This window comes from Neptuniibacter sp. QD37_6, from assembly GCF_047778085.1.
In the GTDB taxonomy this organism is placed as follows: Bacteria; Pseudomonadota; Gammaproteobacteria; order Pseudomonadales; family Balneatricaceae; genus Neptuniibacter.
Map to the genome: position 1 here is coordinate 1826261 of NZ_CP180550.1, position 23768 is coordinate 1850028.

Genomic DNA, 23768 nt, shown 5'->3' on the forward strand with positions numbered 1-23768 from the left:
TCATTAGCCTCACATGCAACGTTTCCAAGAGTTACTTTTTGAGCATGAAAGCCCGACATTTCTAGAGGTTATTTCTGTTGCCCAATCCCATTCAGTTAACGGGGATAGAGATCTAGTAAGGGAGGCTTTTGCATAGCCGTGAGCAATGGCTTGGTATAGAACGCTAAGCCACATATCATCACCAGTGAAAGGAATTATTTCTCCAAGCAAGCCGCCTTTAGGAAATAGCTTTTTGAGTTTTTTCAGTGCTTTCTTTTCTATAGGGAAGCGTCGAAACTTATACAGGTTACTGAGGTTTTTTGTCAGATCCTCATCTCGAATTTCTTCCTCTGTTAGTACAATGAAGCTCGCTCCTTTTTTTGCATACAGTCTTTTCAGATGCTCATGCTTACTTTTAATCGCAGGCTTTTCGGCATCTTCTTTAAACTTAACCTCGATCACTACAACCCCGAACACGCTATGACGCATTATTGTATCGGGGGTATACCGACGCTTTCTGGTTTCTCCAGGTAATTTGTACTCGAGGGGTTTCGGTTGGCAGTGGTATGAAATTACCTCTGGGTCAAACTCGCACCTTAAGGCAAATTCGCGTTCAAGCTTGCTCTCCATAAAGAAAAGAGTCTGGTTTTTTTCTGACCAGAACATCCTTGTTGGTCGCACAGGACTGTGTTTGGCGATTTTCCGCATAACTAGCTCCTTGAACATCGTATCTGAGCCGAGCAAAGCCTTATCCGCTCTAATCAAATACGTTGCTTAACTTTGATTAGTGGGATTAATTCGAGGCCAGATTGCTTACAAAGGGAGCGAATAGACTGTTGGAGGGCAGTCTTTTTACATCTACAGGAGTGCGGTTAGGAAAATGAGGTGAAGGGTAGTTGGTGCTAGTTTGATTTGAGTTGAATGAATTCATGATAGTTAATCTCTTTACATTTTTTGTTTCGGCATAAAAGCGCCTCCTTTTCCATTGTAAATTTAAGGATGATGACACCCATTGTATGGCAGCTGAATGAAATTTCAAGACCAGAAATGATTATATATATTTGATAAATAAGGCTTTTTATTAAATAAAGTGTTTTAGACTTTTCTTAGTTTAATGGTCTGTTAATTTCCAAACTTCTTCAGAAACAACAGCTTCCATAGGCCAATACCTTATTTTACTTTTTAATAAAAAAAGGGATGCTTATTCCATCGAGATATAAAAGAGATCCACCAAAATAATGAATTGTTCTAGTGAATACATAGGAATTTATCTATCTAGAGGAAATCTGCGTGCTGATTTTAAAGAATATGCCTGAAATATACTTTAAGAAGAGGAGGGATCAGTTGTTAAAGCCCGTCTCTATGTTTCTAAGAACTTGCTTGAGGCGTCTGGGCTGATCTTCTCCGTAGACTTCATAGGCAACTTGTTTAAGAGACTCCAATCCAAAATAGTAGGCAAGTTGAAGCATGTCGTTAAATCGATATCGTTTAACAACCTTTCGCATCAACACATCCGCTTCCATGCTTGGATTCGCATGATCATATGCATACTCAAGCTCAAGGCGTTTAACTAGTCGTTTTTCAGATGGTTGTGGTATCTCTCGGAGAGGAAGAAGTTCTCTGTGAGTGCCATTGATGAATTTTCCCATAACCTTGCTTCAATATTTCCTTAAGCTCTCTGCAGGTGATATCGTTTAAACGTAGCATAAAATTCATGGAGGATTATCAAAATGCTTACAGTAACTATCAAGGAAGGCCAAAAACTCTATATCGGTGATGACATCGTTGTTCACCTTCATCCAGAATCCGTTGGTTCACGTCAAGTTAAACTCTCGGTTGATGCTCCTAAGGACGTCACAATACTCAGAGAGAAGCTTAAGGCCAGACTTGATTTTGACGACTCATACAACACTCAGCGCAACTAAATAAGGGGCTACATTGAGACACATCGCTTCAGTCATACTGCTGTCTGCAGTAAGTTCAGCCGCAGTAGCCGATATTTTATCGGTACATTGCCCACTTGGTTGCCCATCAAAGCCTGAGGGCAATGATTTAGTGTTTGGTCATGTTTATGCACTTTCTAATAATGGAAGCACTAAATTCGCGGACTGGGTGGCATATGAAGTTGATGTGTCCAATTTTGGGGATACGCCTGGCAGAAAGTGGGCCGTTGAGCCGCTTTTAGATGAGAATAAAACACTAGAGGCTGCAGATTATAAAAGCGCTTCTAGCTCGGTATTAGAGGCGGATCGAGGACATCAGGCTCCTCTAGCCTCATTTGCTGGTTCCCGCTATTGGTCTGAATTGAACTACTTATCCAACATCACACCTCAGGATAAAGATTTAAATCAGGGCCCCTGGAAGAACCTAGAAGAAGCAGTCCGAAAGGCAGTGTCTTTTAGGAAGTCTCTCTTTGTTATTACTGGACCTCTTTATACCGCTGAGATGCCTTCTATGCCAAAAGCAGACGAAGAGCACAAAGTGCCTAGCTCTTACTTCAAAGTGGTCTACGACCGATCTGGGAAGGCTGCTGCTTTTATTATGGATCAGAGCTCAGGGCGAAATGACGACTATTGTCAAAAGAAGGTGGGCCTTAGTGACCTTAATGAAACCATTGGATTCACATTGCCTAAACTAGAAATTGACAAGAATATTTATACCAAACTGGGATGTTAGCTTTTTTAGCTAACCATTCATGGAGTGAAAAATGGAAGAAGTTGGATATCTAAAATATAAGGGTTCATTAGTCGAACAAGGTGTTATTGATGCCAAAAGCGCAGGGATGGCACTTGTCGGCCTAGATGAAACAATAAGATACTTCAATTCCCGACAATCTTCTGAATTTGCAAAATTAGAATACGACATACCAGTCCATATTGAAGATGGCTCATGGGTTGCCATCGTTTTAGCTGGAGTAGCCGCAGTAGGTGGAGCATTCGCTCTCGGTTATGCAAAGAAAGCTGGCGAGAAAATGGCAGAAAATGATTTTAAAGATATAGGCCTAAGTGATGTATTCAAAAAATCATTCTCGGCTTTATCAAGTTTGTTAAGACTATCTAAACATACAGGCAAATCGAAAGATTGGGACTTAGATAATGTGGTTTGGAGAAATAACAATAAGGAAATTGGTGTATACAATAACTCTGGAGAGCTCATCTTTATTGAGGTTGAGTATATTAAATGGTTCCAATCAATGCCGCCTTCCTTGATCTCAAAGCTAACCGATCCAATACGTGAACATCGTACTTTAGCGATTGGCACGAAAACAGCTGATGGTTTTGAGGAGCAGGAGGTTAGTAACCAGGAGAAGAAAATATTTTCAAAGTCATTTGAAGAAGATGATTGTGATGAGTTTATATTTCCAGAAATACAGCATGGTGATGATGTTCAACTGGAGGGCAAATTAACTCGCGGCAATGAACAGTCAAATACAGTTGGTTTTGAGTACCAAGGGCATATCCTAAACTGTATTCCTGAAGAAGGAACAATTGTACGTTATAAGCCTGCTTTGTTTCTAAAATGTATCATTGAAGGAACTGCAGTCAGGCACTCAAAGAAGCGCGTTAGCCCTGACAGAAAGCCCACAATAATTGTTAAGAATATTATTCCGCTCAATGCAGAGCATCAAGATGGTCTTTTCTAAGCCTAACTCAGACCAGTCACGTAAAAATCCAGATAAGCAATTTTGATGGTTTTCAGATGAATTAGTCTTTTCTTAATAAAACCTCTAGTTTTCTAGCTCATCATGTTTGCTGTTATAACTTGATTGCTTAGCTCGATATGAATAGCTTGACGGTTCAAGTTTGAATAGGGCATTTGAAACTTCAAGTTCAAATAAATCGAATTTTTTGTGGCCAAGACTAGCACGCATAACTTGGGTTAGCTTTTTGTAAGCGAGGATTTCTTGCTCCCTTTCTAAAGTTGCACCTTTTTCCCAAAAATGAATCAAGGCTTCTACTACATCAGGATGCCCACAAGTAATAATCCTACTCTTAGCATCATTCAAAACAACTAAATCTTCTTCCTCACTGACAGTACTCCCAAGTCTTCTTGATACAGCCAACCTGGACGCAGCACCTATGAAATCAGAATAAGACTGGATCTGAAATTTTAGTAGTTCTCCTGCCTGATTTCTTGATGTAGCAAGATAATGAGCTACGAAACCTGCTATTAAAGAGCTAATTAACGATATAACGACTGTCATTGAGATTCCCTGTCATTTAATTTGTGTCTATTAAAGCATTTGAAGAACGAAACTTGTACTAGTAACCAACCTAGAGATTATTTGTAAATTATCCTTTTTTTACAATATGTTAGCAGTCGCAAACATGAAGAGAATTCTCTTTCCCACATGGCGCACTGTGCTTAACTAAATACAGTTATTTCAGCGCGAGAGGCTAACAATGAACAGCGATTTTTATCAGGGGATCAACCAAGAAGCATTCAGGCTCGTTATTTGTCACTGTCCACCAGCCATTTGCCCCGAGTCCGAGCTTGAAATGACTAAATTAGTCGCTACAGCACTGCTTATTGAAATAGATCAGAAACTACTTAAGCCTCTCTTAGAGAATGGGGACGTGAAGAATATGCGCAAACTTGTGAGCATTCATACACACTGAGGTTCAAAATGGGATTCTGTATTGAGCTAAATGACAAAGAGGCCATAGGTCGTAGTGAGGAATTTGAAGCACTGCTTATAGAATTCGGTCTATTAAGCGACTGGGATGATTATAAAGCCAGCCTTTTCAGGGGTGCTTCAAATTATGGCCCTGAATCTATGGGTGCGAATGCTAGGCGTTACTGTCACCTCAGAGGTATTGCGTTACTTCTAGGCTCACAAGTTTTTATGAGTTGCGTGCCAAAACGGAGCGGTCATGTTGCACGATACCCTGTACTTGAAGCAACTTTGCTACACCTCAGGCTGAAAGAAGAGTGGGACGAATATTTCATGGGTAGCGCCTTTGTACTACTCGACAATGATGGTACACGTGAGCCTGATAATTGGGGTATCTACTGGCACGACGTAGAAAGATTCTACTCACAACGTGGTTTAATTCTAAAACCGTTGCTTGAATCAGAATTACCCATAGATGCTCTGCTGAATGTGGTCAGAGGGAACCTTAAACTATCAAATCTGCATCTTAGCGATGAGCAAATAGATATTGCAAGACTAGCGACACACGGGCTCATTTCAAACAAAGAAGCACTAGAACGCATCAAAATTTTGAGGCCAAGTTAAAATAATTACTTACGTGCCTATGCAACTATGAAAACTCTTCATGGTTTGCAGAGCCACAGATTTGGGCCACTAATACTGTTTTATGTAGCTGTTATCCTAATTGATAGGAAAACTTATTAATTAATTGATTTAGTAGGCTTATATACTGAAAAATCTAGATGACTTCAGCTTAATTCATGTTAGGTTTAAGCTAATTGGATACAGCTTCTAAAGGAATAATAATTCTTAGTTTATGGACAAGCTAACAGTCAAACCAGGTTTTCTTTCCAAGCTCTTCGGTAAACAGCCCCAAGAAATTGAAATCACCGTTGATGGCATATGTCTTACCTACAGAGGTGAGCGTGAGCTCGTTACTTGGGACTTATTATCTGACGTTCCCAAATGTTCTAATGGTTGGTTTTTCAGCAGCCTCGAAGTCGGTGAAGAGAAGATCCGTTTTCTACCTAAATCAGAAACAGGCGAGTTAGTTCAGCAAGCATTCCAGCATTTCTATTACTTTCATTCGACGACTGCAAAGCAGGCGTTAAATAGGATTAATGAGAAGCTCAATAAAGTTCACTATATCAGGACTAGCCATGTAGAGAAGATCTGTGCTTTTGCTTCAAGTGCACTCGGTAAAACTAAACTCCCTGACACTGACTCTTATAATGCATTGCCATCCGACCTTATTGCCCTCTACGGGACATTAAGAAATTGGTCGTCTAGAAACCCCGCATTTATCGAATCATTACGTAACAGGTATATAGAGCAACAACTGGCTGAGCATGGGGCTTTATTCGATAAGGTTGAATCCAATCCTCTTACCGACAAACAACGCTTAGCCTGCATCACTGACGAAGATAACAATTTGGTTCTAGCAGGTGCAGGGACAGGCAAAACTAGCACGATGATTGGCAAAACAGCTTATCTGATTGAGAGCAAGCAAGCTGTAGGTCATGAAATACTGCTATTGGCTTATGGGAATAAAGCTGCGGCGGAGATGCGAGAACGGATTCAGGAGAAGCTTGGTGTATCGAATGTAGCAGCTTATACGTTCCATGTATTAGGCCAGAAAATCATTTCAGACGTAGAAGGGGAGAAACCTTCAATCTCTCCATTAGCAACAGATGAAAAGTTGTTCACAAGCTATGTGGATCAATGGTTCTCATCACTTCTCAGTGATACCAAATATAAAGAGCTAGTTCTGCAGTACTTTGAGCAATACCTCTTTCCTGAAGCTAATCCTTTTGAATTTGAGACCCAGGGCGATTACTACGAATACATTCGAGCTAATGAGATCAGGACATTCAAAGGAGAAAACGTAAAAAGCTTTGAGGAATGCTTGATCGCTAATTGGCTGTATTCAATGGGTATCGCATACAAGTATGAAGTTGATTACCAAGAAGCCAACACAAGGACGCCTGACTTCCGACAGTACAAACCTGACTTCTATCTACCCGAGTATCAAATATACCTCGAGCACTTTGGTATAGATAAAAAAGGAAACACTGCTCCTTATGTAGATCGGGACAAGTACTGGGAAGGAATTAATTGGAAAAGAGCTCTACATGAAGAGCATGCAACAGTACTTATTGAAACGTACCACCATGAACAGGTTGAAGGGGAGCTTCTATCAAATCTTGAAGCCAAACTGGCTGAGAAAGGTGTTAAATTCAATCCGCTTCCAGCTGATTCAATGCTGAGCACATTGCGTGAATTTGGAGCAGTCACGAGCTTTTCTTCTCTGTTATCAGCTCTCTTAAAGCAATTTAAATCTTCAGGCTCTAGCCTGGAGGCTCTTAAGAAGAAAAAGGAAAGCCCTCAACTAGTGGCTGCTGCAGAACTTCTTGAGCCTATTATCAGTCGCTATGAGGACCACTTGGCAGGCAATAGGGAAATAGACTTTGAAGATATGATCAATAAAGCTATCTCCTATGTTGAAGATGGCAGATTCAAATCTCATTGGAAATTTATTCTGGTTGATGAATTTCAGGATATTTCATTCCCAAGGGCGGAATTGGTAAGGAAATTACGGGATTCCAGAAAGAACACTTCTATTTTTTGTGTTGGGGATGACTGGCAAGCAATATACAGGTTCACAGGTAGCGATGTTGGCCTGACAACTGGTTTCGATCAGATGTTTGGTGCCACAAAGACAATCTCTTTGGATAAAACCTTCAGGTTCAACAACAAGATTGGTGATGTTGCGTCACAGTTCGTGATGAAGAATCCATCTCAAGTCAAAAAAGAGATGCATTCACATGTACATGTAGATCAACCCTCAGTTTCCCTCATTAGAAAGAACATCAATAGCGATGATTACTATGGACATGTAGTTTCAGTCCTTTCAAAGGTTTCAGAATCGGCCAAACCAGGGACAACGGTATACGTTCTGGCTAGGTATCACTTTAAGCTCTTTGAGAGTTCCCAGCTCAGACACATTAAATCAATGTTTCCGAACTTGGAAATATCACAGCTTTCCTTCCATGCCTCTAAGGGTAAGGAAGCTGATTTCGTGATTATTGTAGGGCTGGATAATGGTAAACACGGATTCCCATCTAAGAAGCTCACACACCCTCTGATCGAAGAGCTGTTACCTAAAGCTGAAGAGTACCCTGAAGCAGAAGAACGCAGGCTCTTTTACGTAGCAATAACTCGAGCTAAACATCGCTGCTACTTAATAGCGGATATGACCAAAGCCTCTTCTTTTGTGAAGGAACTAGTCAATGACAAATATGAACTAGCTCTGGATGAATTTGGTATTGATAAAGGGCAATCAGAAGCTAAAGAGCGTTGCTGTAGTTCATGTAAAACTGGGACTCTAGTAAAGCGAGAAGGGCCTCACGGCTCTTTTATGGGATGTAGCAACTACCCTCTATGTAATTTCAAAGAACGTACATGCCCAAGATGTAACAGCGCTATGAGTAACAGCAATGAATATAGAATTTGCTCGAACTCTAGCTGCGGCTGGTGGATTCCCATCTGCCCTGAATGTGGTGGGAATTTGATGATGAGAGAAAGTCGCTATGGGAAGTTTTGGGGCTGCGAGAATTACCGCTCGGAAGGAAGTAGTTGCTCCTACAAGAATAAGTATATAGAGCAGCCATAATAACCCCTGAAAATTGGATGAAATTTAAATTAGCAGGGAAAGTTTAAAAGCTGTATTCGGATAAACAAAACGGCAAACTTAATTTTCTAGGTTTATGAAAGTATGAGTAAAACAACAGCTGTAAATTTTTCCAAACAGGCGCAAGCGCACTACGCTGCTGGCCCAGTTATCATTTTGGGCAGCGGCGCTTCAGCAGCTTTCGGAATGCCTGGAATGTGGGAACTATCACAACATCTAATTAAGCATGTTGATATAACTGATGCTCACAGTAAAGATCAGGAAGAATGGGGGAGGTTTTGTGACCTCCTGAATCAGGAAGTTGATTTAGAAACTGCTCTTCACAAAGTGCATCTGTGCGAAGAAATAACAAACGCAGTTGTAAGGGCAACATGGGATTTATTGAACCCTAATGATATTGAAATATTCAAAAAATCAATTAAAAACAACGACCTGTTCCCGCTTGGCACGTTGCTTAGATCAATGTTTAGAAGTACCCGAGATGTAATCGATGTCATCACAACAAATTATGATCGCTTAGCCGAGTACGCTTGTGAACAGGAAGGTCTACATCACTTTACTGGCTTTACACATGGATATAGACGAATTCTAGCTAGTGAAGACCATTTACGTAGCCAGCGACAAGTTAATATTTGGAAAGTACACGGTTCACTAGACTGGTATAAATCGCCTGGACGAACAGTTTGCGGCCTACCAAATATGCTAGATATGCCTGATGACTATGAACCCATGATCGTGACACCTGGAGCAGAGAAATATCGAATAACGCATGGGGAGCCCTTCAGAACAGCAATAAGTCGCTCAGACCAGGCGATTGTAGAAGCTAATTCATACCTTTGCATTGGCTTTGGCTTCAATGATCAACATATCCAAGAAAAACTCATTGAAGGGTGTATGCAACACAAGAAACCAGTAACAGTAATCACCTACGCATTAACTGACTCAGCAAAGGAGTTTTTATTTGGGCAAGGTGTAGTTAACTTTTTAGCAATCGAACGTGGTGAGCATGATAATCAATCTATTATTCATAGTTCACTAGCAAGCGATCCACTTATAGTGGAAGAAAATTTCTGGTCAGTAGCTGGATACTTAGGATTAATTCTTTAAGGAAAAAGACATGTCACTATTCGAATATCAAGATGCAGATGCATTAGGAAAAGTTACCTCAGTAGATACAACAAATGTGATAGTAGATGTTGCTGACCTTGAAGCTTTAAAAGGACTTCAGGTCAATCGTTTAGCAGTTCTACAAAGCAGTAAGTTAGGCCAGCATTTAGTTGGCTTAATCACTCAGGTAACACGTAAAAAACTTAACGAAATTGATGAAGCATTATCAGAGGCCCCATCAGAGCAAAACTTATGCAAAGTGGCGCTTATTGGCACGTTATTAGACCGAGATGGTGACGAACGTAATGTTTTCCGTAGAACATTAGAAAGTGTGCCAGAAATTGATGCAAATTGCTTTGCAATGGAAGGAGAAGCGCTCACAAGCTTTATGCGCGTTATCGCCCATACAGCTGCTGAAGACAGCTCATTAACACTTGGCCGATATACACTTGATGATGAGGCCACAGCCTTTCTAAATGGCAATAAATTTTTTCAGCGCCATGCTTTTATTGGTGGTAGTACTGGCGCTGGTAAATCATGGACTACAGCCAAAATCATTGAGCAAATGGCAGCTCTACAAACTGCTAATGGCATTATTTTTGATCTGCATGGGGAATATTCGCCACTTAATGGTGATGGGATTAGTCACTTTAAGGTAGCAGGGCCTGCCGACATAGAAGCCAATAAGACAATACAGGACGGAATAATTCATTTGCCATACTGGCTACTTTCATATGAAGCCTTAGTTTCACTTTTTGTTGATCGTAGCGATCAAAATGCGCCAAATCAGGCCATGATTATGGCAAGGGAGATCAATTCAGTTAAACGCTCTTATCTAGAAGAAGGGGGGCATGATGATGTACTCGATAATTTTACCGTTGATAGCCCTGTACCATTTAATCTAGACGAACTGTTATCAAGACTAAACGCTATAAACACAGAACAGGTCCCTGGAGCGCGTGCAGGGACAACTAAAGCAGGTGAGTTCAACGGCAAGCTTAGCCGAATGATTTCTCGGTTAGAAAACAAGATATCAGACCGACGCTTAGGCTTTCTTTTTCAAGGGGGAATAAATTCACTTCGCTTTGATTGGTTAAATGAACTTGCAGAGGTATTGCTCGGCGCTTCAGGAGAAAACCAAACAGGCGGAGTTAAGATAATAAATTTCTCGGAGGTCCCATCTGACATACTGCCATTAATCGTTTCTCTAGTGGCGCGTTTGGCTTTCTCTGTACAACAATGGACACCTTTGGAGCTACGCCATCCTGTAGCGTTACTATGCGATGAAGCCCATCTATATATCCCTCAGCGCAATCAAGCCGATGCAGCGGATGATATATCTATTCAGATATTTGAGCGTATTGCCAAGGAGGGACGTAAATATGGTGTAAGTTTGGTGGTCATCAGCCAACGTCCTTCGGAAGTGAATAAAACTATGCTCAGCCAATGCAGTAATTTTGTATCAATGCGTTTAACTAATGCAGATGATCAGTCTGTTGTTAGAAAATTACTCCCAGATAGCCTCGGTGGTTTTAGTGATATTTTGCCAACACTTGATACGGGGGAAGCTTTAGTAGTTGGCGATGCCAGCTTACTGCCAAGCCGAATCAGAATCGATGAGCCAATCAATAAGCCTAATAGTGGCACTGTCAACTTCTGGGACGAATGGCAAGATGAAGTGCCCGCAGAGCGCCTATCAACCGCTATAGATAATTGGCGTAAACAGAATATTCAGTAGAGCAACCGAGGTTGAGGCTACTTATGAATTGGTCGGAAAAAGAGCTTAAAGCAGCTATAGATTCATACTTTGAGCTATTGAAACAGCAAAAAGATGGTCTAGCAGTCAACAAGTCAGAAATCTACAGAAATCTTGGGAGAAAGTTTTCACGATCTCCTAAGAGTTTTGAGTGGAAATTTCAAAATATTAGTGCTGTTTTGTATGAACAACATTTGCCTTATTGCGATGGTTTAAAACCAGCCTACAACTATCAACGGTTATTAAAATTAATGGTGCTTGATCGTCTAGAGCGCTCCCCGATACCAAGTATTCAGCCGCATCATATTTTATTTTCAAAGCTCAAAGCACTTAGGAAGATCGAGGTTAAGGCCAAAGGGGCAGGGAGGTTCGGTCTGGCTATTGAGAGAGCTCTAGGCATAAAGGCGAATAGTAGCAAAGAAGCAGATTTTATGGGTGTTGAGTTAAAGACAAAACATGGAAATAGCTTACAAACATTGTTCTCTAGAGTTCCTCAGCAATATTTCGATAGCAATGGGAAGACAGGCTTCTTCAATAAGCATTGCTCATATGATGAACAGAAAAGCAGGCGCTCATTATATACCTCGTTCAACAACAGGACCGATACACTAGGATTTTCTCTACATCGAGACGGTTTCCTCATAGAAGTTCTGAGAAATGGAGAAAGGGTCATGGCATACGGTGCTGAACAGATTGAGGAAGCGCTTCTTTCAAAGCATAGCCAAACTGCATTCATTTCTATCAGTGCATCTAAAGGTGAAAAGAAAGAATATTGTTTTATTGACTCGATAAAGTACTGCAAGTGGCCATCAATACTCCGTTTTTTGCAACTTATAGATGAAGGCAAAGTGTTTTTGGATCTAACAATGTCCGAGAAGAATGGAAAGATCAGAGATCACGGATTCCTCTGGAGGATTAAAAGCGATAGCCTGGAGCAACTTTATCTCAAAACAGAAAATATACTTATGCGTGATGCTCAATAGATATCGATAATCAATACTTAGAAGTCTCGGATAATGATGGAGGATCAGGATGCGCTACGTCGTTCTTTTCGACACTTTACCCACGAAAAAATATTTTACGAAGCTCTCCGCACGAAAGGCAAACAGACCAAATCAAAAAGTATCAGCCTTAGTTTGAAAATAGGTATTTCCAGATAGCTACTCGGCAGTCGCAATGGCATGCACCAGTAGGGCTTGGAAGTTTCAGGTGTGGTTGCTATCGAGTATCAGTATCAACCTTAAATCAATCTGATCGAAGAAGCTTTAGGCGGGCCTCCAGGAGCTTGCGATGATAATTTATGACAAAAGGCGTGCCTAGAAGTCTTTATGCATTTATACGAGAAATCCCCAGGTCAGGGTCAAAGTTTTTACGACCATTAATCCCAAAGAAGTCAAAAGAGCATCGTACGCTACGGCGTTCTTTACGACACTTTGCCCGCTAAAAAGTATTTTGCGGCATTCTCCGCACGATAGGATTAGTAAGTAAAGTAGATCTAGCTTGCGTATAAGCAAACCTCTAAATATCGAAATTCCATATTCAAATGGATTCTACATATCTGACTAACTTGGTTAGATTGTCTGGAAGTAACGCATGGTGGCGCAAGCGAGCAATCCATATAGCATGGAACTAGATTCCATCCAGAATAGGAACCCACAGTAGGCGATAGCCATAGTTACATATATAAATACCCTATTTAACATAATATATATTATGCGAAGTTAAATATTCAGCAATAATAGAGCCCACAAGCCTAGCTAGCACTTGCTCTACAAAATTTAATGGATTGATTTTTTAGGCACCAAAAAGGATAAAAATTAATTACACCACAAAGTGCCAGCAGGATTTTTCTATTGCTCTGCAATTTACAGCGATTACCATCCGACACTGGACTAGAAAACATGCATCTTAATCCCAGCATAAAATGAAAATACGAGGCAAAAATAAAACAAGAAAACTATGAATGCGTAACTGGTATTTCAGCCGATTGGTAGCTACATAATAACGCTGGATGGAGATTTATGAGTTCGCCTGTCACATCAGACTCGACGATTAATATGGACGGCTCTGGAGCCATGCAGTGCATTTTAGCTAGAACCTCATAAGGCTGATACTTATGCAGCTTACAGCTGTTAGACTCGTATAGATCAGCATCGAGCATAACACTGTCGCCCACAGAAATCTCATTCCAAAGAAATTCGGTTTCCAGATGAAGTTCTGTAAAATCCAGTACGCTCATATCGGCAACCTCGTTTAGGAGTGTTACCTTAAGCTTGGACGATATTATGGCGAATTGCGAGGTGAACCAACTCAGAATTGTTGCTAATTTTTAGTTTTCTGAAAATATTTGTACGATGCGCATGAATGGTTTTAGGGCTCAAAAACATCTCTTCAGCAACAACAGCAACCGTTCTGCCTTCAGCTAATAATGAAAAGATCTGCAGCTCTCGCTTTGTGAGACTACCCAAAGACGAGCCACCTGAAGAACCTCCATTGATCCGAGAGCGAATCTCTTCGGTTATGTACTCCTCACCTTTGTGAATAACCTTAACCGCCTCTAAAAGCTCATCAGGAGCACATCGCTTTGTTAAAAACCCCTTAGCTCCAGCATTAACAACGTGCGCAGGAAAAGGATCTGTCTCCATTGCTGTCAATACAAGTACCTTAGCTTTAGGATCTCGCATAATAATGCGCCGTATTGCCTCAAGACCACCGTTTAGATTGTTTGCCGCAACATCCTCAGAATTTGAATCTGCCGGCATATTAAGATCCATAATGACCACATCAGGCTCATATTGAGAATACATCTCACAAGCCGATTGACCATTATCCGCCTCCCCTACAATTTCAATGCTTTCATCAGATATCAATAAACGCTGAAATCCAGCCCTTACCAAAGGATGATCATCTACAAGCAAAATTTTAATTGGGGTCGACATATTCATTTCCTAATAGCCAGACTGGCAATAAACAACTCGGTTTAATTTAAAAGCCCAACTATCTGATTTTTATTAACTTATTATTCTATATATCACTTGAGGGTGCTATTGCATCAGCACCCTTGTAAACATCAAAGCTTTCAATATCCATAGCGCCAGCATTTGCGATCTCCTCAACCGGGATATGAGCAGGCAAAGCCACCAACTCATCACTATAGCCAACAAGCTGGACACCTTCTTTTTTGCAATGTCTAAGTACTTTTTCAAGCGCCTTAACAACCGCAACCTGCCTGCCAGTAAGCTGCTCACGAGCAATCCTCGGATCTTTTGGCTTGCTGGTTACCTGCTTGATTGCATAACCATCATCATCAAGAAGTTGAATTGTGATATTTTTAAGCCTCTCTTTAAGCAAAAGAGACTTGGCCTGTTTGAAATCCTGCTCGCTATTGCAACACACTGCATCATCAAGGCCACACTGATGCAAAGCATCAATAATCTCTTGGTCCTGCGCTAACTCTCTTAAAACTATATCCATTTCAGATAGTTGCCTATAAATAGATAGAAATCAGTTCACTATTGATGAGCGTTATTTTATTAAAGATACGACTCGCAAGCTATGGATGAATTCTGCAAAAAAAACTTCTTGAAGATTAACATCGTTAATAATATATAGCATCACTACTTTAGGATTCTAAGACTCCGATAGCATTTGCTTTAACTTTATCACCTCTAGCTGCAGCTCAGCCTTTTCGCCCACAAGAGCATCAACGGCCCTATTTAATCTTTTATTCTCCTCTTGCAGCGTACGATTCTCCACTTGAACCTCAATGTATTGATCAATGTTAGAGCTACCTTCAGACATTATTTCCGCTTGCTTTAATTCTCTAGTAAGCCTAGATATCTCCGCCTGACTCTCTATTAGTCTTGTTTCGCATTCTGCAACCTTTAAAAGCCCTTCGCCTTTCTCGCTGGATAGTCGCTCATTATCTTGTAACAGCCGAAGGCATTGCGCTCTTAGCTCCTTCAACTCGCCGTTATCCGCAACAGAGGCATTAGATAGCTTCCGCGCTCTTTCAGCAAACTCATTCTCTAGAGCACTTCTCTGTTCATCAAGCTCCTTACTGGCATAAGCTAGCGCTTGCATCCAAAGCTTATGAGCGCTATTTGCAACGGGCTCTGGAATACTAGGGTTTCGCCCAACCTCATCAAGCCTCACTCCAAGCTCAGACCACCAGGCGCTTAACGCCTTATTTATGGTTGTAATTGAGCCCGTACCAATACAATCCCTAATGTTTTGCTGCGTTGGCTTTACACCCTCGCGTAAAAGCTTATCAGCCGCTTCTTTTACCAAATCCTGCGTATTGCGTTTCATTTAATATCCAATATGTATCGCCTGGTACGTATTATTATAGTCTTACAAGACACTCTTTCAAATTCAACATTGATGGAAGCGCTAGATGAGCTACGCTGAAAGCAACCTTAACTGCATGATAAGGAAGTACTATGAAGGCAAAAATAGCAATCAACGGTTATGGAAGAATAGGCAGAAACATCCTTCGCGCCTTTTATGAATCAAATTTAAGCGATAATCTACAAATTGTAGCCATCAACGACCTTTGCGACCCGCAAGTAAACGCCCACCTAACTCAATACGACAGCATTCACGGTAGATTTAGATACGAAGTCATCGCTGAAAATAATGCTTTAATAGTTAACGACGACTCCATAAAGGTATTTAGAGAAAAAGACATAAGCGCCCTACCCTGGAGTGAGCTTGATATTGATATCGTGCTTGAGTGCACAGGATTATTTACCGACAAAGAGTCTGCATCAAAGCACATCAAGGCCGGCGCCAAAAAAGTATTGATATCAGCCCCATCTAAAGACGCAGATGCTTGCATTGTGTACGGCGTTAACCATGACTCAATTCAACCAAATCACACCATCATCTCCAATGCATCATGCACAACAAATTGCCTTGCACCATTAGCCAGGATAATTAACACTCATTTCGGCATTGAATCAGGCTTAATGACAACAATACACGCCTACACCAATGATCAACATTTAATGGATGCCTTTAGCGGTGATCTCTATAGAGCAAGATCCGCTGCCAGCTCAATGATTCCAACCAAGACAGGCGCCGCTGCAGCTGTAGGGCTGGTTTTGCCCGAGCTTAGAGGGAAGCTTTCAGGTATGGCTATACGCGTTCCAACAGCAAATGTTTCTCTAGTCGACCTAAGCGCCACACTCAAGAGCAATTGCTCAGCAAACGAGCTAAACAACTTAATTCAAAGCGAAGCAGACAAGAACTACAAAGGAATTATTGCATGTAACCATAAACCCCTTGTATCCATCGATTTCAACCATCGACCAGAGTCCTGTATTTTCGATGCGACACAAACCATGACACACAAAAACACGATCAAGGTTTTTGCTTGGTATGACAATGAATGGGGATTCTCCAACCGCATGCTTGACACAGCCCAACTGATACATCAAATCTCCAATTAAGATACCGATAAAAACCAAGCCCTTCACGCTAAGTGAAGGGCTTGGTTTTTCCAGAAAATATAGCTATTTAATTATTTAAGATAATTTATCTGCGAAAGATATAGATCTTGTAAGCTACAGCCGTGAGGATTACTAATTTTAGCTTGTAACGCAGCCTGTATGCCGTCAGGAACCTTATTTACTTCAGTCGCTGTAACAGCTTGGTAATGCTCCTGGATGAGATAAGCAGGAGAATAACGCGAAACCTGTATATAGGTAACTCCACGCTTCGTAATTGACGCATAGCTTATTTTTGAGAATTTATTTTTGTTGATATCACCAACGATCAAGCCACTATCACAAGCAAGCGAAAGCTTTTCACCAGCCGCCGCCGACTCAAAAAGATCGGTAGGGTCAACACCAGCTAGAACAGCCTCAACCTTATCAGAATCACTTTGCGAAGCCTTAACATTCTTAGCTTCAGCAGATTTACTCGGGGATTGCGCAAGATATTCTATATCAAGCACTTCAATTACTTGATACCCCATTAGAACCGCAACAAAAAGCACAAAAATACCTTTCAGTGAATCTGCCATAATGCCTTTGAAATCCATTTCTTGCTTATTGTTAAATCATCCAGATATCTATTGTGTATAGTAAGGATTAGCAGATTGACCAATATATTGCTCAACACCTCGTTACATTACGATCACAAGATCCGTAATAATTCCATTTAGACGAGAGATCCAGCCTCACAATAAAACCGATCCAATATAAAGAAGGAACAGCCAACTCACACGAAAGCGAGTCAGGTTGAAGCTAGCACTTACAGGGAAGGGAAGAAAAGAAAAGCAAAAAAATAAATCTAAAAATTTTTCTATCTTTGGAGTAAAAATATAAAGGAAGGAATCACCACAAGTGGTGCCCGGAACCGGACTCGAACCGGTACACTCTTGCGAGCGGGAGATTTCAAGTCTCGCAAATACTTTAATATATACGCTTAAGTCATTGTTATATATAGAATTATTGCTTTAATTTATATGCCCACCTTGTCTTCTGCGCCTACTCTATGCCAACCGCGCCAAGGTCATTTGCCAGCCTTACCGACCTTAGATTCGTGACTTTCCCAAGCTAAATTCAGAGCCTCCGTTGCACTTTGAAGCAACCCCACACAGAACTAAATATAACACATGGCCGTGTTGATATTCATGTGTCCCAACAATATCTGCACAGCCTTAAATCGATGGCGCTCCTAAGCAATCGAGACACACTGGTATGACGAGTCGTATACCAAACGAAGTCCTGCTCATAGCTACAATGACCTGTCGCACTACTGCCCAACTGAAACATAATCAACTAACCGCGCATAGAGTTGACTTCACGCAGCCGTGACAGCCTGCTACCTACTTCTTCACACGATCCTATACCGGTTTTTATGATCTCGTTTAATCGTTACACCATCCTTATTTATGAACACGCATGACGAGACGAAAGCACTACCCCTTACGCCCCTCCAATAATTCACCAACACGAGCCATGAACGCCTCACCATCAGCATTCAAGAAACGCAATTTCGCTCTGTAATCCGCAGGACTAATACGCGCTTCGACAAGATCAAGACCCTCTTTACCATTTGCCTGTATACGGTCAAACAGGCGAAGCATACGAGCGGCAGTAGTAGAGTTGGTATCTAGCACCTCCTCAATGTCACGCCCAGTTATGCCATGACCTTTAGCTACTTCTAGCAGCGTAATGACCATATCAAGATTCATTTAAGGATTGAGACTTTTAAATTCCTCAAGAATTAGGATTAGATTGTTGATATCTACTTCTTTCATGACGTCTCGTTATTTAAAGTTTTTCTGTAGTTTGACTCTTAGCTGGAGCATGGCGTACCGATCCGCACCAACCTTGTGCCAATCTGGCCTACAAACGGCATTACCTCCACCTATGGGACCGAAGGGATTTAGGCAATAAAAAACCCCTGTAGGCCACGCCATACAAGGGTTTCAGAGAATTCTTCAAATGGTGCCCGAGACCGGAATCGAACCGGTACGACCGTGAAGTCGGGAGATTTTAAGGTTACGATCACTTGAGATTATGACCGTAATCCACTGATTTATAAGTATTAAGCAGCCTTTTCGTACTCGTATTCCCCGTCATGTCGACTCATGTCATGTCTCATGTCAGCTCCCTTGTCAGGCTGAGTGCGCTCTTTATCAGTCAGCGCTTCAGACTCCCAGTCAGCATCAAAAATATCCACTGCGCTGAGTAGTATTTCGGGATTAAATTGAAGATATCTCATAGTGGTCGCGATGCTCTTTTATAGGATCACTGCACCCAACCCCGCCGACCTGAGAGCCAGACACAACCCCTATCGAGCAGCAAGCGCCTTGTCGATGCGATCCATAACAGCCTCACCTTTTTCGTTCAGGTAACGCAGCTTGGCCTTGTAGTCGACAGGGTCTATACGGGCTTCGATCAGATCGACACCTTCCTTGTCCTTCGCTTGCCATCTATCGAAGTACCTTAAGATACGTGCAGCAGCGGCATGTTTCATGTCATAACGCTCTTCAAGGTCGCGCCCAGTCACACCATTTCCGCGTGCCACCTCGAAGAAGGCAAGCATCATACCCACTGTCATCTCCGGGTGAATCTCACGAATGATTTCCAACATCTCGATTATCTGTAAAACTTTCTTCTCTTTCATTTCCTGCTCTTTCTATTTTTTTTGATTTTACCTTAGCTAAGGAGCGGAGTTTTAATCCAGCACTCGTGTCAGCTTAAATGTCATGTCAGGTCGATATCGCGACACAAAACCAAGTGAAATGGAATAGCACATGTAAATAGAATGATAATCAAAGACAATAAAAAACCCCTGTAGGCCACGCCATACAAGGGTTTCAGAGAATTCTTTAAATGGTGCCCGAGACCGGAATCGAACCGGTACGACCGTGAAGTCGGGAGATTTTAAGTCTCCTGTGTCTACCAATTTCACCACCCGGGCAAGGATGGAGGCGCGGGTCGGAATCGAACCGGCGTACACGGAGTTGCAGTCCGCTGCATGACCACTCTGCCACCGCGCCTCAATATTGTTACTTTAAAATTTGGAGCGGGAAACGAGGCTCGAACTCGCGACCCCAACCTTGGCAAGGTTGTGCTCTACCACTGAGCTATTCCCGCTCTGCTGTAACAATGTGGTGCGTATTATAGAGAGCCCCGATTATAAGTCAACACATATTTTATAAAAAAATCTGCTTAATTATTAACCACTTACATCTGTTCAGATAAAGCAGGCCAAGAAGCTCTAAGGTACTGATACATAGACCATAAAGTTAATGCTGCTGCTAGATACAGTGCAACAATCCCTGCTATCGATATTGTCGTGTAGGGCTCTGTAACAATCATGAGCATAATCGCCAACATCTGTAGTGCTGTTTTTACCTTCCCGATATAAGAGACAGCCACACTCGCTCTCTGCCCTACTTCAGCCATCCACTCACGTAGAGCTGATATCACAATCTCTCTACCGATAATTACGATCGCCGGAATTGTGATCCACCATGACGCATAGTTTTCAACTAATAGAGCCAGAGAAATAGCTACCATTAACTTATCCGCAACAGGATCCAAGAAAGCGCCAAAGGGAGAGGTTTGATTCAACTTCCTCGCTAAATAACCATCTAACCAATCAGTAAAGCCAGCAACAGCAAATACCACACCTGTAGCAATGGGCGCCCAGCTATAAGGCAAATAGAAGATCAGCACAAAGACAGGAATTAAAACAATACGTAGAGATGTAAGTATATTGGGTATATTCATCTGGCATTCAAATATCAGGATGGAGTGCCGCATAGATTTCTTCGGCAATTGTTTTGCTTATGGTAGAGACTTTTGCAATTTCTTCAACACTGGCGCGCTCTACTTCTTGGATTCCACCAAAATGTCTTAGCAATTCTCTTCTTCGTTTAGGCCCCACACCGGGAATATCCTCTAAAACTGATCGCTTTCTAGCCTTACCTCTACGAGCACGGTGTCCTGTAATGGCAAATCGATGTGCTTCATCACGAATATGCTGAATTAGATGTAAAGCTGCAGAGCTACTCTCTAAAACAGTCTCTTCACCCGTATCTCCCGAAATAAGAACCTCAAATCCAGCCTTACGAGTTGGGCCCTTAGCCACACCAATAACTAAGACGCCGGATATACTTAGTTCGTCCAGCACTTCCATTGCTTGAGTGACCTGCCCCTTACCGCCATCTATTAACAGGATATCGGGTAATTTACCCTCTCCTTTCTTAAGACGCGTATAACGCCTGAGTAAAGCTTGATGCATTGCTGCATAGTCATCACCTGGAGTAATTCCTTCGATGTTAAAATGCCTGTAATCTGATTTAAGCGGCCCATTCCTATCGAACACTACACACGAGGCAACTGTTGCTTCACCTGAACTGTGACTAATATCGAAACACTCTAACCGTTGCGGAACCTCATCAAGATCCAAGAGACTTTGCAGCTCTAGATAACGGTTATAGATATTCTTTTTGTTAGCTAAATAACTACCTAACTGCTGCTCAGCATTGGTATTTGCCAGTTTCTGCCATGCTGCTCGCTCACCTCTAACCGTATGCGAAAACACTACCTTTTTATTTGATGATTCTTCTATCGCTTGCTGCAAGCAATCTTTATCTTCAACCTCGCTTGGCAACACAATATATGCCGGTATTTCACGTTGCGAACCCAAATACCACTGCGCAACGAAAGCCGAAACAATTTCACTAGAGGTTTCTTCTATAGATACCTTGGGATAGTGCGCCTTGCTTCCGATAATTCGTCCGCCACGGACAAACAGCATATGTATACAGACCCCGCCAGGCTGAACTGAACATCCAATAACATCAGCCTCTCCTTGCATTCCGGTTACATACTGCTGCTCTTGCACTTTTTGCAGACTGATCAGCTGATCTCTATAAAGTGCTGCCTTTTCGAACTCAAGGTCAGCGGAGGCGCTTTCCATCTGACTAGCAATTTCATCCATAACCTTGTTGTTTTTACCATCTAAAAACATAGAGGCATGGCGAATATCATCTTGATAATCTTCTTTAGAGATAGCTCTTACGCAAGGCGCTGTGCATCTTTTGATTTGATACTGAAGGCAAGGGCGTGATCTATTTTTATAAAAACTATCATCGCACTGGCGTATCTTAAAGATTTTCTGAAGCAGGTTCAGGCTATCACGAACTGCCCCTCCGCTTGGGAACGGCCCAAAATATTTACCGCTTTTACGCTTGGCGCCTCGGCTAAATCGCACCGCAGGATAATCATCTTTATCTGAAATAAAGATATATGGGTACGATTTATCGTCACGCAGAAGAATATTATAAGGCGGCCTATGCTGCTTAATTAGGTTTTGCTCAAGTAATAACGCTTCGGTTTCACTGTTAGTGATGGTGACCTGAACATCAGCTATCTTCGCAACCAACGCACGTGTCTTGATACTGAGACCAGAAGAGCGGAAGTAACTAGAAACTCGGTTTTTAAGGTTTTTGGCTTTACCAATGTACAGAAGCTCATTATCTGCATCGTACATTTGGTAGATTCCAGGCCTTTTTGTGAGCTGCTTTAAAAAGGCACTGGCATCAAATGTTTCAGCTGGGGCATTTTCTGACACTGCTTACTGTTCTACCTTGGCCAATAGCTTACGGTTATCCATGTATTCATGGGTAGCAATTCTATGAATCTCCTGCAGAGTATCCATAGTCGACTCAGTAATACCCGCCCCGCGTGAAAGCGATACCTCCAAGTAAACACCTATTTCTGCGTAGTAGCAAAGCTGAGCGTCAGTACTTTGTGCTTTACGAAGTTTAGTTAATGAGATTTGTGCACCATTAACCAAAATATTATTAATGTCTGATTCTGATAACAGAACATCACGGTTTTGTTCGCTTAAAGGGACGTTATTATCTGCTGATCTGGTCATTGTATACCCTTATTTATAATCCCATCGTATTTGCAGCATACTTTAAGCATTTCAACAGTTGATGTAAAAAGGAAAGTCTTAGATTACGACGAATCGACTGTTCCTTATTTTATCTACTTAAAAGAGCACTGCGCATGGATAACGATATAGACTGGGTTTTAAGCGGCCCTTCTTTGATAAACGTGCCGAATAGCTATATTCCCTTTCATGACCTTATTAGTGCAGATCAGCCCAAATCAGTAGTAGTTAACAGATCAAGATTTACAGCAAGAAACCTTGGCGGATATTACGAAAACATAGTCAATCACATCCTCAACAATGACACTCATTTATATGATATTAAAAGAAATATTAAGGTTTTTGATAATAAAGTCACTTTGGGTGAACTCGATTTTATAGGCGATTCATCAAGGGGGGACTTCCATCTAGAATGTGCAATTAAATACTATTTAAGAACAGGTTCAGGCACCAAGCTTGCAGATTTTATTGGCCCAGGAAAGAGGGATCGGTTAGATATAAAATACGAGAGAATGGTAGAATATCAACTTAAAATATCTAAAACCCCTCAAGGCATCCTAGCGTGTAAAAGCGAGGGTTTATCCCCTGTGATTTTCGTCATGCTAATGCAGGGTTACCTATTCCATCCTTTTGCTGAGTTTGGTTCTAAAATAGAACTTCACCCTGCAATTAATCCCAATCACCTCCAAGGCTGGTGGCTTAGGCAGGATGAGATTAACCAGGTTAAATGCCCATTCCTTTACAGCATTATGCATAAGCCTTATTGGCTGATTGCTGATCATTCAATACTTTTGGATTATGCCGAATTAAAGGCAGCGCTGATAAAAGCTGACAGACCCATTCTTGTGGCTAGATTTGATAAAAAAGGGAAAGAATTAGATAGAGGGTTTGTTGTGCCGGACGATTGGTAGGAAAAATTAGCCGGGTTGCTCAATTGAGGTTCCCGGCAAAGCTACAACTTACTTGTCTGCAGCCGCTGCATCTTTAGCAATCATATTTTTGATTACTTTAACGCCAACAAATGTACCAATGATCATTGCTGCAACAATCGCAAGACTTGGAGCAACAGAGATTAGATTATATTTATCCATAGAACTGTCCTAGATATTTTGTAGTAGTAATAAAGAAATATCGCGGGCAATTATATAGAG

26 protein-coding genes and 3 tRNA genes are annotated in these 23768 nt (G+C 41.5%); 11 read left to right on the forward strand and 18 right to left on the reverse strand.

Annotation, left to right across the window (positions count from 1 at the left end; genetic code table 11):
* Positions 1–9: 9 nt before the first annotated feature.
* Both ACMXYO_RS08660 and ACMXYO_RS08665 read right to left on the reverse strand, forming a co-directional pair.
* On the reverse strand, positions 10–744 hold the full coding sequence (locus tag ACMXYO_RS08660) for a TnsA endonuclease N-terminal domain-containing protein (protein WP_415884731.1): 735 nt from the start codon (positions 742–744) through the stop codon (positions 10–12).
* Positions 745–1319: 575 nt separating this feature from the next.
* On the reverse strand, positions 1320–1628 hold the full coding sequence (locus ACMXYO_RS08665) for a hypothetical protein (protein ID WP_415884732.1): 309 nt from the start codon (positions 1626–1628) through the stop codon (positions 1320–1322).
* 81 nt (positions 1629–1709) lie between these two features.
* Between ACMXYO_RS08665 and ACMXYO_RS08670 the strand changes: the two genes are divergently transcribed.
* From ACMXYO_RS08670 to ACMXYO_RS08680, 3 genes are read left to right on the forward strand one after another with little or no spacing between them, the layout of a single operon-like run.
* The gene (locus ACMXYO_RS08670) at positions 1710–1904 is read left to right on the forward strand and encodes a carbon storage regulator (protein ID WP_415884733.1); all 195 of its coding nucleotides are present in this window, start codon (positions 1710–1712) and stop codon (positions 1902–1904) included.
* A 13-nt stretch (positions 1905–1917) separates the two neighbouring features.
* The gene (locus ACMXYO_RS08675; RefSeq protein ID WP_415884735.1) at positions 1918–2655 is read left to right on the forward strand and encodes a DNA/RNA non-specific endonuclease; all 738 of its coding nucleotides are present in this window, start codon (positions 1918–1920) and stop codon (positions 2653–2655) included.
* Between the two features lie 31 nt (positions 2656–2686).
* A complete protein-coding gene (locus tag ACMXYO_RS08680) occupies positions 2687–3622 on the forward strand; it encodes a hypothetical protein (protein ID WP_415884736.1) in 936 nt (311 codons plus the stop codon).
* An 84-nt stretch (positions 3623–3706) separates the two neighbouring features.
* Here the strand turns inward: ACMXYO_RS08680 and ACMXYO_RS08685 are convergent, their stop codons facing one another.
* Positions 3707–4183 carry a hypothetical protein gene (locus ACMXYO_RS08685; RefSeq protein WP_415884737.1) on the reverse strand — a complete coding sequence of 159 codons (477 nt, stop codon included), beginning with the start codon at positions 4181–4183 and terminating at the stop codon, positions 3707–3709.
* Positions 4184–4382: 199 nt separating this feature from the next.
* On the opposite strand from ACMXYO_RS08685, the gene ACMXYO_RS08690 reads away from it, so the two are divergent.
* The 6 genes from ACMXYO_RS08690 to ACMXYO_RS08715 all read left to right on the forward strand — a co-directional run bounded on the left by ACMXYO_RS08690 (position 4383) and on the right by ACMXYO_RS08715 (position 12170).
* Complete coding sequence (locus ACMXYO_RS08690) at positions 4383–4598, forward strand: hypothetical protein (RefSeq protein ID WP_415884738.1); 216 nt, start codon at positions 4383–4385, stop codon at positions 4596–4598.
* Positions 4599–4606: 8 nt separating this feature from the next.
* Entirely contained in the window at positions 4607–5218 is a 612-nt protein-coding gene (locus ACMXYO_RS08695; protein WP_415884739.1) for a hypothetical protein, read from the forward strand.
* A gap of 232 nt (positions 5219–5450) precedes the next feature.
* A complete protein-coding gene (locus ACMXYO_RS08700; RefSeq protein WP_415884740.1) occupies positions 5451–8306 on the forward strand; it encodes a UvrD-helicase domain-containing protein in 2856 nt (951 codons plus the stop codon).
* A gap of 102 nt (positions 8307–8408) precedes the next feature.
* Positions 8409–9431, forward strand: coding sequence for an SIR2 family protein (locus tag ACMXYO_RS08705; RefSeq protein WP_415884741.1), 1023 nt, complete (start codon positions 8409–8411; stop codon positions 9429–9431).
* Between the two features lie 10 nt (positions 9432–9441).
* The gene (locus ACMXYO_RS08710) at positions 9442–11169 is read left to right on the forward strand and encodes an ATP-binding protein (RefSeq protein WP_415884742.1); all 1728 of its coding nucleotides are present in this window, start codon (positions 9442–9444) and stop codon (positions 11167–11169) included.
* Positions 11170–11192: 23 nt separating this feature from the next.
* Positions 11193–12170, forward strand: a complete 978-nt coding sequence (locus ACMXYO_RS08715; protein WP_415884743.1) for an MvaI/BcnI family restriction endonuclease — start codon at positions 11193–11195, stop codon at positions 12168–12170.
* 974 nt (positions 12171–13144) lie between these two features.
* Here ACMXYO_RS08715 and ACMXYO_RS08720 read toward each other — a convergent pair.
* From ACMXYO_RS08720 to ACMXYO_RS08735, 4 genes are all read right to left on the reverse strand, one after another.
* Entirely contained in the window at positions 13145–13426 is a 282-nt protein-coding gene (locus ACMXYO_RS08720) for a hypothetical protein (protein ID WP_415884744.1), read from the reverse strand.
* 28 nt (positions 13427–13454) lie between these two features.
* A complete protein-coding gene (locus ACMXYO_RS08725; protein WP_415884746.1) occupies positions 13455–14126 on the reverse strand; it encodes a response regulator in 672 nt (223 codons plus the stop codon).
* Positions 14127–14211: 85 nt separating this feature from the next.
* On the reverse strand, positions 14212–14661 hold the full coding sequence (locus ACMXYO_RS08730) for a response regulator (protein WP_415884748.1): 450 nt from the start codon (positions 14659–14661) through the stop codon (positions 14212–14214).
* Positions 14662–14817: 156 nt separating this feature from the next.
* Positions 14818–15498 (reverse strand): DNA-binding protein, encoded by a 681-nt coding sequence (locus ACMXYO_RS08735; RefSeq protein WP_415884749.1) that lies wholly within the window; start codon positions 15496–15498, stop codon positions 14818–14820.
* 131 nt (positions 15499–15629) lie between these two features.
* Here ACMXYO_RS08735 and gap point away from each other — a divergent pair, with 131 nt between their 5' ends.
* The gene (gene gap / locus ACMXYO_RS08740) at positions 15630–16640 is read left to right on the forward strand and encodes a type I glyceraldehyde-3-phosphate dehydrogenase (RefSeq protein ID WP_415884751.1); all 1011 of its coding nucleotides are present in this window, start codon (positions 15630–15632) and stop codon (positions 16638–16640) included.
* A 71-nt stretch (positions 16641–16711) separates the two neighbouring features.
* On the opposite strand, the gene ACMXYO_RS08745 is transcribed toward gap, so the two are convergent.
* The 10 genes from ACMXYO_RS08745 to ACMXYO_RS08790 all read right to left on the reverse strand — a co-directional run bounded on the left by ACMXYO_RS08745 (position 16712) and on the right by ACMXYO_RS08790 (position 22599).
* On the reverse strand, positions 16712–17215 hold the full coding sequence (locus ACMXYO_RS08745; protein WP_415884752.1) for a hypothetical protein: 504 nt from the start codon (positions 17213–17215) through the stop codon (positions 16712–16714).
* 900 nt (positions 17216–18115) lie between these two features.
* The gene (locus ACMXYO_RS08750) at positions 18116–18391 is read right to left on the reverse strand and encodes a hypothetical protein (RefSeq protein ID WP_415884753.1); all 276 of its coding nucleotides are present in this window, start codon (positions 18389–18391) and stop codon (positions 18116–18118) included.
* A gap of 356 nt (positions 18392–18747) precedes the next feature.
* Positions 18748–18924 (reverse strand): hypothetical protein, encoded by a 177-nt coding sequence (locus tag ACMXYO_RS08755; RefSeq protein ID WP_415884754.1) that lies wholly within the window; start codon positions 18922–18924, stop codon positions 18748–18750.
* A 69-nt stretch (positions 18925–18993) separates the two neighbouring features.
* Positions 18994–19329 carry a hypothetical protein gene (locus ACMXYO_RS08760; protein WP_415884756.1) on the reverse strand — a complete coding sequence of 112 codons (336 nt, stop codon included), beginning with the start codon at positions 19327–19329 and terminating at the stop codon, positions 18994–18996.
* Positions 19330–19539: 210 nt separating this feature from the next.
* Positions 19540–19626 (reverse strand) — tRNA-Leu (locus ACMXYO_RS08765).
* Between the two features lie 5 nt (positions 19627–19631).
* Positions 19632–19705 (reverse strand) — tRNA-Cys (locus ACMXYO_RS08770).
* Positions 19706–19727: 22 nt separating this feature from the next.
* Positions 19728–19802: transfer RNA gene (locus ACMXYO_RS08775), tRNA-Gly, on the reverse strand.
* A gap of 90 nt (positions 19803–19892) precedes the next feature.
* Positions 19893–20441 carry a CDP-diacylglycerol--glycerol-3-phosphate 3-phosphatidyltransferase gene (gene pgsA, locus ACMXYO_RS08780; protein ID WP_415884758.1) on the reverse strand — a complete coding sequence of 183 codons (549 nt, stop codon included), beginning with the start codon at positions 20439–20441 and terminating at the stop codon, positions 19893–19895.
* A 7-nt stretch (positions 20442–20448) separates the two neighbouring features.
* Complete coding sequence (uvrC, locus tag ACMXYO_RS08785; RefSeq protein WP_415884760.1) at positions 20449–22209, reverse strand: excinuclease ABC subunit UvrC; 1761 nt, start codon at positions 22207–22209, stop codon at positions 20449–20451.
* 84 nt (positions 22210–22293) lie between these two features.
* The gene (locus ACMXYO_RS08790) at positions 22294–22599 is read right to left on the reverse strand and encodes an excinuclease ABC subunit C (protein ID WP_415884761.1); all 306 of its coding nucleotides are present in this window, start codon (positions 22597–22599) and stop codon (positions 22294–22296) included.
* Positions 22600–22733: 134 nt separating this feature from the next.
* Between ACMXYO_RS08790 and ACMXYO_RS08795 the strand changes: the two genes are divergently transcribed.
* Entirely contained in the window at positions 22734–23528 is a 795-nt protein-coding gene (locus ACMXYO_RS08795; RefSeq protein ID WP_415884763.1) for a DUF1853 family protein, read from the forward strand.
* Between the two features lie 48 nt (positions 23529–23576).
* On the opposite strand, the gene ACMXYO_RS08800 is transcribed toward ACMXYO_RS08795, so the two are convergent.
* Entirely contained in the window at positions 23577–23708 is a 132-nt protein-coding gene (locus ACMXYO_RS08800; protein WP_415884613.1) for a hypothetical protein, read from the reverse strand.
* Between the last annotated feature and the right edge of the window lie 60 nt (positions 23709–23768).

Bases quoted from the DNA above. Each gene is read 5' to 3' on its own strand.
- ACMXYO_RS08665 (WP_415884732.1), bottom strand. From the start codon at position 1,628: ATGGGAAAATTCATCAATGGCACTCACAGAGAACTTCTTCCTCTCCGA.
- ACMXYO_RS08670 (WP_415884733.1), top strand. From the start codon at position 1,710: ATGCTTACAGTAACTATCAAGGAAGGCCAAAAACTCTATATCGGTGAT.
- ACMXYO_RS08680 (WP_415884736.1), top strand. From the start codon at position 2,687: ATGGAAGAAGTTGGATATCTAAAATATAAGGGTTCATTAGTCGAACAA.
- ACMXYO_RS08685 (WP_415884737.1), bottom strand. From the start codon at position 4,183: ATGACAGTCGTTATATCGTTAATTAGCTCTTTAATAGCAGGTTTCGTA.
- ACMXYO_RS08690 (WP_415884738.1), top strand. From the start codon at position 4,383: ATGAACAGCGATTTTTATCAGGGGATCAACCAAGAAGCATTCAGGCTC.
- ACMXYO_RS08695 (WP_415884739.1), top strand. From the start codon at position 4,607: ATGGGATTCTGTATTGAGCTAAATGACAAAGAGGCCATAGGTCGTAGT.
- ACMXYO_RS08700 (WP_415884740.1), top strand. From the start codon at position 5,451: ATGGACAAGCTAACAGTCAAACCAGGTTTTCTTTCCAAGCTCTTCGGT.
- ACMXYO_RS08705 (WP_415884741.1), top strand. From the start codon at position 8,409: ATGAGTAAAACAACAGCTGTAAATTTTTCCAAACAGGCGCAAGCGCAC.
- ACMXYO_RS08710 (WP_415884742.1), top strand. From the start codon at position 9,442: ATGTCACTATTCGAATATCAAGATGCAGATGCATTAGGAAAAGTTACC.
- ACMXYO_RS08715 (WP_415884743.1), top strand. From the start codon at position 11,193: ATGAATTGGTCGGAAAAAGAGCTTAAAGCAGCTATAGATTCATACTTT.
- ACMXYO_RS08720 (WP_415884744.1), bottom strand. From the start codon at position 13,426: ATGAGCGTACTGGATTTTACAGAACTTCATCTGGAAACCGAATTTCTT.
- ACMXYO_RS08725 (WP_415884746.1), bottom strand. From the start codon at position 14,126: ATGTCGACCCCAATTAAAATTTTGCTTGTAGATGATCATCCTTTGGTA.
- ACMXYO_RS08730 (WP_415884748.1), bottom strand. From the start codon at position 14,661: ATGGATATAGTTTTAAGAGAGTTAGCGCAGGACCAAGAGATTATTGAT.
- ACMXYO_RS08735 (WP_415884749.1), bottom strand. From the start codon at position 15,498: ATGAAACGCAATACGCAGGATTTGGTAAAAGAAGCGGCTGATAAGCTT.
- gap (WP_415884751.1), top strand. From the start codon at position 15,630: ATGAAGGCAAAAATAGCAATCAACGGTTATGGAAGAATAGGCAGAAAC.
- ACMXYO_RS08745 (WP_415884752.1), bottom strand. From the start codon at position 17,215: ATGGCAGATTCACTGAAAGGTATTTTTGTGCTTTTTGTTGCGGTTCTA.
- ACMXYO_RS08750 (WP_415884753.1), bottom strand. From the start codon at position 18,391: ATGAATCTTGATATGGTCATTACGCTGCTAGAAGTAGCTAAAGGTCAT.
- ACMXYO_RS08755 (WP_415884754.1), bottom strand. From the start codon at position 18,924: ATGAGATATCTTCAATTTAATCCCGAAATACTACTCAGCGCAGTGGAT.
- ACMXYO_RS08760 (WP_415884756.1), bottom strand. From the start codon at position 19,329: ATGAAAGAGAAGAAAGTTTTACAGATAATCGAGATGTTGGAAATCATT.
- pgsA (WP_415884758.1), bottom strand. From the start codon at position 20,441: ATGAATATACCCAATATACTTACATCTCTACGTATTGTTTTAATTCCT.
- uvrC (WP_415884760.1), bottom strand. From the start codon at position 22,209: ATGTACGATGCAGATAATGAGCTTCTGTACATTGGTAAAGCCAAAAAC.
- ACMXYO_RS08790 (WP_415884761.1), bottom strand. From the start codon at position 22,599: ATGACCAGATCAGCAGATAATAACGTCCCTTTAAGCGAACAAAACCGT.
- ACMXYO_RS08795 (WP_415884763.1), top strand. From the start codon at position 22,734: ATGGATAACGATATAGACTGGGTTTTAAGCGGCCCTTCTTTGATAAAC.
- ACMXYO_RS08800 (WP_415884613.1), bottom strand. From the start codon at position 23,708: ATGGATAAATATAATCTAATCTCTGTTGCTCCAAGTCTTGCGATTGTT.